Genomic DNA, 12,665 nt, shown 5'->3' on the forward strand with positions numbered 1-12,665 from the left:
CAGCGTGCGTCGGTCGAGCGAGCTGTCCCAGGCCCGGTGTGACCGAGAAAGCAGCGGCCCACTGCCGGATGAGACAGTCAGCGACTACGCTAGCGGAATTGTGGAACCCGTCTACCGGACGATCATCGGCCTTGCCCGTACCGTCTTCTTCGTCGAAGGCCTGAAGTTCACCGTCAAGGGCGATGAACATATCCCCGCGCGGGGTGGTGCCGTGCTCGCGGTCAACCACACCGGGTATATGGACTTCACCTATGCGGGTCTACCGGTGCGCACTCCCAAGCGCTACATCCGGTTCATGGCCAAGAAAGAAGTCTTCGACGACAAGATCTCCGGCCCGATCATGCGTGCGCTCAAGCACATTCCGGTCGACCGTGGCGCGGGCGCGGATTCGTACAAGGCCGCGGTCGAGTACCTGCGGCGCGGTGAGCTCGTCGGGGTGTATCCCGAGGCGACCATCAGCCGCAGCTTCGAGATCAAGGAATTCAAGTCCGGCGCCGCGCGCATGGCGATCGAGGCCGACGTGCCGATCATCCCGATCGTCATCTGGGGCGCCCAGCGGGTGTGGACCAAAGGTTTCCCGAAGCGGCTCGGCCGCACCAACACTCCGATCTCCATCGCGGTCGGCGAGCCGATCCCGCCGTCCGAGCCGGCCGCCGAGCTGACCGCGAAGCTGCGCTCGACCATGCAGGAGATGCTGCTCGATCTGCAAAAGGACTACACCCACGAGCCAGGCGCTTACTGGGTACCGGCCCGGCTCGGCGGCAGCGCTCCTACCCTGGAAGAGGCCGACGCGCTCGATGCCGCCGAGGCCGCGGAGAAGGCCGCGCGGAAGACGGCCACGTAGCAGCGGAGAATTCGGATGGCGCGGGAACCGGTTTACGACATGCTCACCGGCTTGGTCCGCACCATTTTCCTGGTGCAAGGTCTGCGGTTCGATATCGCGGGCCAGGACCGGATCCCGCGCACCGGCGGCGCGGTGCTCGCCGTGAACCACACCGCGTACCTGGACTTCATGGAGGTCGGGCTGGTCGGCCGCAAGTCGGGCCGCAACGTGCGATACATGATGAAGGCCGAGCTCGAACACGGCATCGTCGGCTTTCTGATGAAGCACTGCAAGGCGATCGGGGTGGACCGCACGGCGGGCGCCCAATCGTATAGTCGCGCGGTGGATGCGCTGCGCGACGGCGAACTAGTCGTGGTCTATCCGGAAGCCACCATCAGCCGCAGCTTCGAACTGAAGGAATTCAAGTCCGGCGCTGCCCGGATGGCGCTGGAGGCCGACGTCCCGATCGTGCCCCTGGTCATCTGGGGTGCCCACCGCGTCTGGACCAAGGACATCCCCAAACAGCTCGGCCGCCACCGATTCCCGATCAACATCCGCATCGGCGAACCCATCCCGCCCGCAGCACCACCCGAAACCCTCACCGCCACCCTGCGCACCCGCATGAGCGAGCTCCTCGACCAGGCCCAAAAGGATTACCCCATGGAACCCGGTGCCCGCTGGGTCCCCGCCCGCCTCGGCGGCACCGCCCCCACCCTCGCCGAAGCCGCCGTCCTGGAGCAGGAAGAACTAGCCCGCCGCCGAGCCAAATCCCAACGCCCACATCACTAGCTCACCGCCAACGGGCGGCAGGCGTGAGTGGCACATGGTTGCGGCATCGGCCGAGTTGCTTACTCCGTGGTGTGCCACTCACCGCACAGCCGCCAGCGGAATCGGCCGTGGTGGGCGGCTCGCCGGGCTAGATGCGGTCGAGTGGTCGGCATGCGGTTGGGGTGGGGAGGGCGCCGCGGAGGAAGGCGGTCGGCGGGACGCCCATGAAAGTGCGGAAGTCGGCGGTCAGGTGGGATTGGTCGAAGTATCCGTTGTCGGCGGCGAGCTGCGCGAGAGGAGTCCTGGCCGGTTGAGTGCCGGCGGTGCGCCACCGAGCGTGCCCCGCTTGGGCCAGCACCCGGCGCACCCGATCGATGCGCGCGAAGTGCTTGGGGGACAGGCCGATTCCAGCGGTGAACAGATTGCGGAGTTGGCGTTCACTGACCGCGAGTTCGCCGGCCAGTGTTTGCACCGAGCGGCCGATGGGGTCCGCCGACAGCGCCACCACGGCCGCACGGAGCACGTCGCGTTGGGTGCGCAGCGACGCGTTCTCCGAGATGCGTTGCGGCAGTGCCTCTTCCAGGAACGCAACGATCTCTTCCGGCGCCGATTCGGCCAGCTGATCGGCGAGATCGGCTGCGGCGCCGGGCAGGTCGGCGAGGCGAACCACCCGGTTGGTGAGGGCAGCCGCCGGAACACCGAGCAGCGGACGCGTCGCACCGGGCGCCAGGCGGAGCCGGACGCACCCCGCGGGTTTGATGGGGTGGGTGTAGAACGCCGTGGTCTGCGGGCCGATGACCAGCATCTCGCGCGGACCGAACTGCTCGGTGCGCAGCACGAGCGTGGTCGCGGTCTGCGGCAGGTGGGTGAACAGCTCGGGCAGGTCGTGCACCATCGGAATGCGACCGAGCTCGGTGAACCAGGGCCGCAACGACTCCGGCACGGGGACCGTCGTTTCGACGAGGTCCGTGGTCACGACGGGCGCCGTGCGCAGCATGGTGGTCACCCGACCCACTGTAAGCAGTGATCAGGTCGGCAACTGTGCCGAAATCTCCTAGAGAACGTGGTGGCTCGGGCGGCAACGTTGAGTTCATGATTCTGATCACCGGTGCCACGGGCACCATCGGTAGCGACCTCGTCCGGCAATTGGTGGCGCGCGGCGAGCAGGTCCGCGCCGTCACCCGGGAACCGGCGCGAGCGAACCTGCCCGCCGGTGTAGAGGTGGTTCGCGGCGACTACCTCGACCCCGCCTCGATGGCGGCGGCCGCGCGAGGCGCCGATGCGGCGTTCATCGTCGGCGTCCTCGGTCCGGAATACGTCGATGTCGACCGTGCCCTGATCGCCACCGCTCGGGACGCCGGTGTCCGCCGCATCGTCAAACTCTCCGCCATCGGCACCGGCGACACCGCGCTCGGCCGCGTCGGCAGCTGGCACCTGCCCGGTGAACAGGCGGCCCGCGAGAGCGGCGTCGAATGGACCATTCTGCGCCCCAGCTCGTTTGCCTCGAACACGTTGAGCTGGGCCGACGCGATCCGCGATGGCCAGCCGGTGCCCAGCATGACCGGTACCGGACAGCAAGGGGTGGTCGACCCACGCGACGTCTCGGCAGCCGCGGTCGAGGCGCTGCTCTCCGCCGACCATGCGGGCAACGTCTACACCCTCACCGGCCCAGAACTGCTGACCAGCACGGATCAGGCCGCCATCCTCGCCGAGGTGCTCGGTCGTCCGGTGCCGGTGCTCGACGTGCCCGACGAGGCGGCCCGCGAACACATGCGCGCCCTGGGCATGTCCGCGGAGTTCATCGAGGGCGCCCTCGCCGGGCAGGCCTTTGTCCGTGCGGGCGGCAACGCCGTGCTCACCGACGACCTCGGCCGGATCCTGGGCCGGGCGCCACGCACCTACGCCGAGTGGGCTACCGATCATGCCGCCGCATTCCTCGAAGCGCCGAAGGTGACTACCCCTGGCCGTATGACTCTGGCATAGCGGCCTCGAACAGGCGAGTAGTGCCGATTCCGGTTATGCCGTCATAGCAGTGGAAGACGCCGCGTCGGTATAGCAGTGACAGACGGTAGCGCCGGCATAACGGTGGAATCAGCGGCATCCCGCACTGAGCACGCCGAAGGGGACGACACCCTGTGGTGCCGTCCCCTTCGTATTCGCAGCGACTACTGCGCGGTGGAGCGGAACGTGCGCAGTCGCAGGCTGTTGCTGACGACGAAGACCGAGGAGAACGCCATGGCGGCGCCCGCGAGCATCGGGTTCAGCAGCCCGGCCATGGCCAGCGGGATCGCGGCCACGTTGTAGGCGAAGGCCCAGAACAGGTTGCCCTTGATGGTGCCCAAGGTCCTGCGGGACAGACGGATCGCGTCGGCCGCGGCACGCAGGTCGCCACGGACGAGGGTCAGATCGCTGGCCTCGATCGCGACATCGGTGCCGGTGCCCATGGCCAAACCGAGGTCGGCCTGGGCCAGCGCGGCGGCATCGTTGACCCCGTCACCCACCATCGCCACGACCTTGCCTTCGGCTTGCAGCCGCTTGACGGTGGCGACCTTGTCCTGCGGCAGCACCTCCGCGATCACCTGGTCGATGCCCACCTGCGCGGCGATCGCCGCGGCGGCGGCGGTGTTGTCGCCGGTCAACATGATCGGGGTGAGCCCGAGCGCACGCAGTTGCGAAATCGCTTCGGCGGAAGTCGGTTTCACGGCATCGGCGACCACGAGCACGCCGCGCGCCTTACCGTCCCAGCCGATCGCCACCGCGGTTTTGCCCTCGGCTTCGGCGGCCTGCATGGTCCGTTCCAGCTCCGCGTCCAGGTGCTGTGCCCAGTCGGCGAGCAGGCGGGCCCGTCCGACGATCACCGCGTGCCCGTCCACCACGCCCTGCACCCCGAGGCCCTCGATATTCGCGAAGCCCTCGACCGCACGCAGCGCACCGGTCTGCTCCCTGGCGCCCTTGGCGATGGCCTGGGCGATCGGGTGTTCGGACGAATCCTCCAGTGCCCCAGCCAATGCGAGCACCTCGGCGGTGTCTTCCCCGTCGGCCGCGACAACATCGAGCAGCGTCATCTTGCCGGTGGTGACGGTGCCGGTCTTGTCCAGCACCACGGTGTCCACCCGCCTGGTCGATTCCAGCACTTCCGGGCCTTTGATCAGGATGCCCAGCTGCGCACCGCGACCGGTCCCGACCATCAGCGCGGTCGGCGTGGCCAGCCCGAGGGCGCACGGGCAGGCGATGATCAGCACCGCGACCGCGGCGGTGAAGGCCGCGGCGACGGAACCGCCGGTGCCCAGCCAGAATCCGAGCGTCGCGACCGACAGCGCGATCACGATCGGCACGAAGATGCCGGAAATCTTGTCGGCCAGCCGTTGGGCCTGCGCCTTGCCCGTTTGCGCGTCCTCGACCAGCTGCGCCATCTGGGCCAACTGGGTATCCGAGCCGATCCGGCTGGCGCGCACGACGATCCGGCCACCGACGTTCACGGTGGCGCCGACCACGGTGTCCTCCGGCCCGACCTCGACCGGCACGGACTCGCCGGTCAGCATCGAGGCGTCGACTGCCGAGGAGCCCTCGGTCACCACGCCGTCGGTGGCGATCTTCTCACCGGGCCGCACGACGAACCGGTCGCCGACGGCCAACTGCTCCACCGGGATCCGCTGCTCGGTACCGTCGCGCAGCACCGAGACCTCCTTCGCGCCGAGTTCCAGCAGCGCCCGCAGCGCCGCACCGGCGCGCCGCTTGGACCGCGCCTCGAAGAAGCGTCCGGCCAGGATGAACGTGGTGACACCCGCCGCGGCCTCCAGGTAGATGCTGCCGCTGCCGTCCATCCGGGAGATGGTGAAATCGAACGGGTGCTTCATGCCCGGCGTGCCCGCGGTACCCCAGAACAGCGCGTACAGCGACCAGCCCAACGCGGCCAGGGTGCCCATCGACACCAGCGTGTCCATGGTGGCCGTGCCGTGGCGCAGGTTGGTCAGCGCCGCGCGGTGGAACGGCAGCGCACCCCACACCACAACCGGCGCGGCCAGCGTCAGCGAAAGCCACTGCCAGTTGGTGAACTGCAGTGCGGGGATCATCGCCATCGCGATCACCGGCACCGTCAGTACGAGCGACACCAGCAACCTGGTACGCAGGGCGGCCGTCGGATCTTGCTCGGTGACAGCGACTTCCGCCGGCGCCGACTTCGGTGGCGGCAGCGTCGCGCTGTATCCGGCCTGCTCGACGGTCGCGATCAACTCCGCCGGGGAGACGTCACCGGTGACATCGACCCGCGCCTTCTCGGTCGCGTAGTTCACCGTCGCGGTGACACCATCGAGCTTGTTCAGCTTCTTCTCGATGCGATTGGCGCAGGACGCGCAGGTCATGCCGCCGATTACCAGTTCGACCTGCCCGGTGCCGGGTGGTTGCGTCGCGGTGGTCATCGTGTGCTCCGTTCTGTGCGGCACGGTAGTGGAGATTCGTCGTCGCTGTCGCGACGGTGGTGCGCGCCGTGCTGGGTCGATATCTGCCGAGCCGGTGCCTCGCGGTCTGCGGAAGCACCGACCGGACATCAGTGGCCGTGTGCCGGTTCCGGGGCCGGGGCGCCGGGTGCCGGAGCGGGCGGGGGTGTGCTGCCGTGCCCGTCGTGGGTCACGGACTCCGCCGCCCCGGTGCCCTGGCCGACGGTCAGCGTGAACTCGGCGGTGCGGACCACCCCTTCGTGCTGGAAGTCGAGGAACAGCCGGTAGTCGCCCGCACTCGGTGCGGTGACATAGAAGGTGATGCCCGGTCCCGCCGGAGTGACACCGTCGCCGGGGTGACCGTCGGGGTGCACGTGCAGGTATGCGAGATCGGCGGCGCGCAGTGCGACGAGGTGACCGTAGGCCGCCAGGTACGGCTGCAGGTCGGTGACCGGCGCGCCGTTGCGGCTGACGGACAGCGTGACCTTCGAGGATTGTCCGGGGGTGACGGTGCCGTCGAGGGTGACGGTGTAACCGTCGACCGTGCTGGTGGTCGCCGCGACCGGCAGCGGCCTCGGATCGTAGTTGCCCGCGACCCGCAGGTCGGTGCCGAGGGTCAAGTTGTCGCCGCCCCCGGGGGTGAAGTCGGCGAACACTCGATAGTCACCCGCGCGGGTGAGATCCAGTGGGACGCTCCAGGTTCCGTCACCGCCGAGGACGGGGTGCACGTGCTGGAAGGCGGTCATGTCGCGCCGCACCACGATCAGGTGCAGGTCTTTGTCGTGGGTGCGCTGGTAGCGGGTGAGCGGTGCGCCGTCTTGGTCGAGGATGCGGAAGCGCAGCGTTGTGTTCGGCGCCGCGGCGGTGAGTGCGGTGTCGAGCCGCAGCGTGTAGCCGCTGGCGGTAGCCATCGTGCCGTTGGGTTCCCGGGCGGCGGGAGCTACCGGTCCGGCCTCGTGCGCGTGTGATTCGGGGGTTTCCGGCTCGGGACCGATCGCCGCGCCGGTGGCGATGGCGATGCCGAAGACGGCGGCCAGGCCGAGGGCGAAGCCGGCGAACTTGGTGGTTGCGTTCATCGGATGCTCCGTTTCCGGTGTCAGTCGGCGACGGTGTAGCCGGCCTGATCGATGGCCGCGACGATGGTGTCGCGCTCGATCGGGGCCGCGCTCTCGACGGTGACCTGGCCGGTGGGCAGGTCGATCGTGACGGTGTCGACGCCGGAGACGCGGCCGATCCCGTCGCGCACCGAAGTGGCGCAGCCGCCGCAGGTCATGCCGGTGACGGTCACGGTGATCGCGGTGCTCATGGTGGTTCTCCTTCTCCGGCGACGGCCTCTGCCGTGCTCCTGCTAGTTACCATACCCCCCTAGGGTACTGAGTCAAGAGGTTGTTTCGCGGCGGGAGAAGTGCGCCTGATCACAGGGGTGTTTGCCCGGGCACGAAAAAAGCCACCACCCGCAGGCGATGGCTAGTTCCGGTGGACCGCGCGATCAGCCCGCGTGCAGGTTGCGGGCGGTGGGGGAGGCTTCAGTGGTGGCGGGGTCGGGATGGGTGCCGAAGAGGCGATCAGCGGTGCCGGAGGTCGTCACGGTGAACCAGTAGTGCTCGTTCTTGTAGTGGTGGTGCCGGTGATTCCGCCAGACCGCGCGGTACAGCGCGCCTTTCGGCTTGTAGTCGGTGTGGATCAGGTAGTGCGTCCACTCGTAGCCGAGCCCGAGGATCGTGATGGTGATCAGGAAGGTCAGGCCCAGGCCTAGGCGCGGGAAAGCCAAGGCGGCCAGCGCGAGCAGCGCGACCACCAGCGCCGAGAGAGTCTTGGTCGGAATGAAGATCAGCGGGATATTGCGCGGATCGACATGGTGCTCCCGGTGTTTACGGGCCAGTTCGCTGTCGATCGGGATCGGCCCGAGTTGCCTAGGCCGCCAGTGCAATACGGTGACGTGCACGATCCATTCGAAGATCGGGAACACCGCGAGCATCACCGCTGGCACCAGGAGATCGGTCGATTGCCAGTCGCCCACCAGGATTCGGCCGACAACGGCCGCGATCAGCGTGCCGCCGATGAGCCATGGCGAAGGGTGGCGCAGAAACTCGCGGAACGCGGCGCCGAGCGTGAGTCCGCGACGCAAGGATCGTTCATCGTTGCGTACTCGGGCCCGCGCGTTCGCCTCGACTGAATTCTGCTCGGAAGCATGGGGTTTCGTCATGTTGTTTCCTCGTTGAAGCGTCCGTCGAGGACGTCGATCAGTGCGGTGGTCGCCGGCTCGAGCAGGGCCCGGGCGATCTCGGCGGCCTCTTGCGGCCGGCCCGCCACAATGGCGGCGGCCAGTTCGCGGTAGGCCGCGACATTGCCCACCTCGGCGGACATGATCGGGGCCAGCGCCGCGAGCGCTGGTTCATAAGCGGCCCGCAACATGTTGAACATCAGCCGGAATACGATCGAGTCGGCCGCGTCCACCACGTGATCCCAGAACTCCATCGCATGCCGCTGCTGCGCCACCGGATCCTGTTCCGCCGCAAGCGCTTCCACGGGGCCCGCCAGCAGGGCGCCCACTGTCTCGGCATCCGTCACACCCAGCCGCCCAGCGGCGAGTTCCGCCACCTTCGGCCCGTTGTGCAACCGCGCCTCCAAAATGCTGCGCGCCACCTTCGGATCCAACTCCCCGGCCTGCAGCAGCAGCCGCGGCAAAACCTCCAGCCCCGCCCCCCGCCGATAATCCAGCACCGTCGTCGCATCCCCCTGCCGCACCGCAACCAGCCCCGCCGCCGCCAACCGCTGCAACGCCTCCCGCACCGCAGGCCGCGACACCCCCAATGCCTCCGCCAACTGCCGCTCACTAGGCAACGTCGCCCCCGGCACCAACTCCCCACTCAGCACATCCGCCGCGATCTGCTCGAAAACATCCCCCGACACCGACCGCTTGACCACAGGTTGCAAAGCCATACCGCTACTGTGCGCCCTATAGGTCAGGAGGTCAAGTGGTCAGACCAATTTGCAGCACTGCATCGGTCATCGCGGCGCGCTCCGCACTTCGCTGCCGGTCCGCGCGGCGGAGATCTAGCGCCGGAGCTCGGACCCGGTTCGCCAGGGCAGCAGTAGTGAGCTGGTCAGCAGGGCGACCGCCGCGCAGCCGATGGCGAAGCGAACGCTGGTGACGGTGGCCAAGGCGCCACCGAGGGCGATGAAAATCGGCTGACAGCAGCGAGCACTGATGGACCAGGCGATGCCTACCCGCGACATGTACGCGTCGTCCGTCGCACGCATACGGAACGTGGTGAAGATCGGATTGAATACACCGGCACAGAACAGCAGCGTGGTCTCTGCCACGACAATGACCACCAGCCCGGCGACTCCCGGCCCGGCGAGCAGTAGGAATCCCATCCACCAGGTGCGCAACACCCCGAAGCCGAGCAGAACGGCGCGTTCGCCGAATCGGGCGACCAGCCGCCCGGTCAGCAACGATCCGACGATGCCGCCGAAACTGGGAATGCCGAGCGCAAGCCCGTACTGCCACGGCGTGAGCTGCAACTCGCGCAGCATCAGAATCGCCAGCAGCGGCCCGGACAGCCTGATCGCCCCGCCGAACAGCAGGGCGTTCCAGAACAACGCATGCAGCGTGCGATGCCGAAAGATGTAAGACCCCCCGCCGCGAATATCGGCCACCCAGTGGCGCTCGACCTGCGCGACCGGCGGTGCCGGCTCGGGTTGCCGCAGCGTGCGAATGCCCAACGCGGACACCAGGAAACTGACCGCATCGATCAACACGGTGACCCCCGCCCCGAACACAGCGATCAGGACGCCGCCGACCGGCGCACCGAGACCGGACACCGTCCAGAACGTCGTCTCGAACCTGCTGTTCGCCGTGGTCAGCATCGACTCCGGCACCAGTGCTTTCAGGTGCGCCCCGCTGGCCGCGCTGAAGACCATGGCACCGAGCACCTGCGCGGTAGCAACAACGCACAACTGGCCGTAACTCAGCACGCCGCAGGCCATCGCTACCGGAACGGTCGCCAGCGCCACGAAGCACAGTACGTCCGCACCGATCATCACCGGCCGCTTGCGACGGAACTCGATGAACGGCCCGAGCGGCAGTGCGATGGCCGCACTGACCACTGCTGCGAGCGCCGCGAGCAGTGCCACCCGAAAGTCCGAGGCCCCCAGCACAATGATCGCGATCAACGGCAAAGCACCGGCGCTCAGCGAACTTCCGAGCTGACTAACAGTGAACGCGCCCCACAGTCGGTGAAAGTCCTGGGGGAGCTTCGCTTCCACCGCTAGCGGCGATGTCACGCGCGGTTCAGCTCGGGTCGGAGCCGCGGATGGCGGAGAGCCAGAGGGCGGTGGCGGCGGCGACGCAGGTGGCGGCGAGGAAGGTGGTGAAGGAGCCGCCGTCGACGTAGATCCATAGGAGGGCTGCGAAGGGGGCGGCGACGGTGGATTGGGCATCGAGGAGTAGGCGCCGGCGTAGGCGGGACGCGGTGGTGGTGAGGGTGGGGGCGTCCGGGTCGGGGCGGGACGGGTTGTCGATCAGTCGGCCCGGTGGTTCCGTGGTGCGAATGCGGCCGGAGGGGTAGAGGCGGTGGCCTGCGACGTGGATGGTTCGATCGGTGAGATCGGCGGGGCTTTCGGTCAGGGTCATCAGTGCGGGATCGAAATAGACCGGTAGCCACCGTGGTCGGCCGGTCCCGCTGATCTCCAGCCAGGACCGGCTGAGCAGCCGGTGCTGCTGGCGGATACGCGAAACCCCCACGGTGCGTGCCGATCCAGAGGGCCAAAACGCGAGAAACCCCAGTGCAACGGCGATCCGATAGCTCGAATATCCGATGATCCCCAGCGCCACCGTCGCCAGCGCCGCCACCTGGTCCAGATCGCCGAACGGCGCCCAGGCGAGGCAAATCGCCAGGGCGCCGATCGTTACGCTGCTCGGATAGGCCAGTGGGTGGCCTGATCCGAAACTCACTTCAGGAAGCCTACTTTCGTGTAGTCGATGGAGGCGAGGCCGAAGGCGCCGTAGTTGGCGAGGTTTTCGCGGACGGCGTAGGTTCCCGATGCTTGCTGCAGCGGAACGGAGTAGCCCTCGGCCCAGATCATCTGGTCGCACTTGTTGGCCAGCTCGATCGCCTTCTGCGGATCCAGTTCCGAAATGGTCTCCTCGATCAGCGCATTCAGCTCTGGCGAACCGATTCGTGCCTTGTTGCCCTGCAAGTTGTTCGGATCGTAGGCGTAGATCTGCGGCAGTGCACCGAGCGGGAGAACGCTCCCGCCCCAGCTGAACTGGGCGATGTCGAAGTTACCCGGATCGATGACGTTCTTGAACAACCCGGCACCGGGCACCGTCTGGATATTCAGCTTCACGCCGACCTTCGCGAGATTCTGCTGCACGATCTGCGCCGTCTGGACCCACTGGTCCTGCTGATACATCACATCGCGGAGCTCGAGCTTGCGTCCATCCTTTTCGCGTACATCACCGTTCAGCTTCCATCCGAGTTCGTCCAGCATGCGCGCGGCCTCGTCAGGGTCGTAGGCGATGGGTGCGGAATTGTCTTGGTAACCCTTCTGGCCCGCCATGAAGATGTGGTTGTTGAGCGGTTTCGGATTGTCGACTACACCGTTCTGAGCTGCGTTGACCAGGCCCTGCCGGTCGATCGCCTTGGAAATCGCGATGCGCAACTTGGGGTCCTCGAGCAGCGCGCCGGGCGCACCGTTGAAGGTCAGGTGCGACCAACTCGGCTCAGGTGCGCGACGGATGACGACGTTCTGCGAATTGCGTGCCGCAGTGACGTTCTCGATGCCGGACATGTAGGCGTAGTCGAGTTCGTTGTTCTGAATCGCGGGCAGCCGTGCCGTGCTGTCGAGCACGCTGAAGGTGATCGACTCCAGCTTCGGTGTCGGACCCCACCACTTAGGATTGCGGCTCAAGGTGATCCGATTTTGGCCGCGGTCGATCTCGGTGATCCCGAACGGACCTGCGCTGACCGCCAGGCCGTTCCGGTCGCGATCGTTGAAGGCCTCGGGGGTTGCCGTGGTTTCCTTCGGATAGAGGTAGCCGAATTGGCCTTTCCACTCGGCATAGGGCTTGTTGAATGTGACGATCGCCTGCCGATCGTCCACTCCACGCTCGACCTTTTCGACGCGTTCGAAACCGCTGGTGGAAGATACGAGATACCGGTTGTCCCGGCCACTTTGCGCAGCCGCCTGCGACCGCAGGTCCTCCCAGGTGATCGGCGAACCATCGGACCACACGGCCTTCGGGTTGATCGTGTAGGTGACCTGTTGCGGGCTGGTACTCGTCAGCTTCACGTCGGTGAAGTAGTTGTGGTCCACGGTGAGCTCGCCCGCAGCGTCACTGACGAACGGCGAGGGCATGGTCGGCGCGGCAACAGCCGACACATCCTCCAGACCCCCGTCGACGTGCAGGTAGTTGAAGGTCTCAGGGAATGAGGTCAGCGCCAAGCGCAGATTGCCGCCATCGCGTAGTTCACTCGGATCCTTCGGGTTGATGTCGTTCGTGCTGCCGATGGTGCTCGTACCCGGCGTCACGCCGCCGTTGTCCGCACAACCGGACATGATCAGCCCGACGGCGACGCACGGAATCGCGAACCGCACGCCTAAATGGCGAATCCTCATTCGGGACCTTC

Annotated in this window: 12 protein-coding genes; 3 read left to right on the top strand and 9 right to left on the bottom strand. The window is 67.3% G+C overall.

Annotation, left to right across the window (positions count from 1 at the left end; translation table 11 throughout):
• Window positions 1-100: 100 nt before the first annotated feature.
• Together DBO33_RS02385 and DBO33_RS02390 are read left to right on the top strand one after the other, a co-directional pair.
• Window positions 101-844: a lysophospholipid acyltransferase family protein gene (locus DBO33_RS02385; protein ID WP_107659893.1), complete on the top strand. Its 744-nt coding sequence runs from the start codon at window positions 101-103 to the stop codon at window positions 842-844.
• A gap of 15 nt (window positions 845-859) precedes the next feature.
• Window positions 860-1,612, top strand: a complete 753-nt coding sequence (locus tag DBO33_RS02390; RefSeq protein WP_107653586.1) for a lysophospholipid acyltransferase family protein — start codon at window positions 860-862, stop codon at window positions 1,610-1,612.
• Window positions 1,613-1,739: 127 nt separating this feature from the next.
• Here DBO33_RS02390 and DBO33_RS02395 read toward each other — a convergent pair whose 3' ends face one another.
• Window positions 1,740-2,588 (bottom strand): AraC family transcriptional regulator, encoded by an 849-nt coding sequence (locus tag DBO33_RS02395; RefSeq protein WP_107659894.1) that lies wholly within the window; start codon window positions 2,586-2,588, stop codon window positions 1,740-1,742.
• A gap of 95 nt (window positions 2,589-2,683) precedes the next feature.
• On the opposite strand from DBO33_RS02395, the gene DBO33_RS02400 reads away from it, so the two are divergent.
• Complete coding sequence (locus tag DBO33_RS02400; protein WP_107653587.1) at window positions 2,684-3,574, top strand: NAD(P)H-binding protein; 891 nt, start codon at window positions 2,684-2,686, stop codon at window positions 3,572-3,574.
• A gap of 182 nt (window positions 3,575-3,756) precedes the next feature.
• Here the strand turns inward: DBO33_RS02400 and DBO33_RS02405 are convergent, their stop codons facing one another.
• From DBO33_RS02405 to DBO33_RS02435, 8 genes are all read right to left on the bottom strand, one after another.
• A complete protein-coding gene (locus DBO33_RS02405; protein WP_107653588.1) occupies window positions 3,757-6,009 on the bottom strand; it encodes a heavy metal translocating P-type ATPase in 2,253 nt (750 codons plus the stop codon).
• A 128-nt stretch (window positions 6,010-6,137) separates the two neighbouring features.
• Window positions 6,138-7,103, bottom strand: coding sequence for a hypothetical protein (locus DBO33_RS02410; protein ID WP_107653589.1), 966 nt, complete (start codon window positions 7,101-7,103; stop codon window positions 6,138-6,140).
• A 20-nt stretch (window positions 7,104-7,123) separates the two neighbouring features.
• Entirely contained in the window at window positions 7,124-7,333 is a 210-nt protein-coding gene (locus tag DBO33_RS02415) for a heavy-metal-associated domain-containing protein (RefSeq protein WP_107653590.1), read from the bottom strand.
• Between the two features lie 183 nt (window positions 7,334-7,516).
• Window positions 7,517-8,233 carry a sterol desaturase family protein gene (locus tag DBO33_RS02420; protein ID WP_107653591.1) on the bottom strand — a complete coding sequence of 239 codons (717 nt, stop codon included), beginning with the start codon at window positions 8,231-8,233 and terminating at the stop codon, window positions 7,517-7,519.
• Window positions 8,230-8,970, bottom strand: coding sequence for a FadR/GntR family transcriptional regulator (locus DBO33_RS02425; protein WP_107653592.1), 741 nt, complete (start codon window positions 8,968-8,970; stop codon window positions 8,230-8,232). The genes DBO33_RS02420 and DBO33_RS02425 overlap by 4 nt, the downstream gene beginning before the upstream one ends.
• Window positions 8,971-9,084: 114 nt before the next feature.
• A complete protein-coding gene (locus DBO33_RS02430; RefSeq protein WP_199856516.1) occupies window positions 9,085-10,317 on the bottom strand; it encodes an MFS transporter in 1,233 nt (410 codons plus the stop codon).
• 7 nt (window positions 10,318-10,324) lie between these two features.
• Window positions 10,325-10,987 carry a hypothetical protein gene (locus DBO33_RS43480; RefSeq protein ID WP_234390658.1) on the bottom strand — a complete coding sequence of 221 codons (663 nt, stop codon included), beginning with the start codon at window positions 10,985-10,987 and terminating at the stop codon, window positions 10,325-10,327.
• Complete coding sequence (locus DBO33_RS02435) at window positions 10,984-12,654, bottom strand: ABC transporter family substrate-binding protein (RefSeq protein WP_107653594.1); 1,671 nt, start codon at window positions 12,652-12,654, stop codon at window positions 10,984-10,986. Before DBO33_RS02435 ends, DBO33_RS43480 begins: the two co-directional genes overlap by 4 nt.
• Window positions 12,655-12,665 lie beyond the last annotated feature (11 nt).

It is taken from the genome of Nocardia suismassiliense (assembly GCF_900269665.1).
GTDB lineage: Bacteria > Actinomycetota > Actinomycetes > Mycobacteriales > Mycobacteriaceae > Nocardia > Nocardia suismassiliense.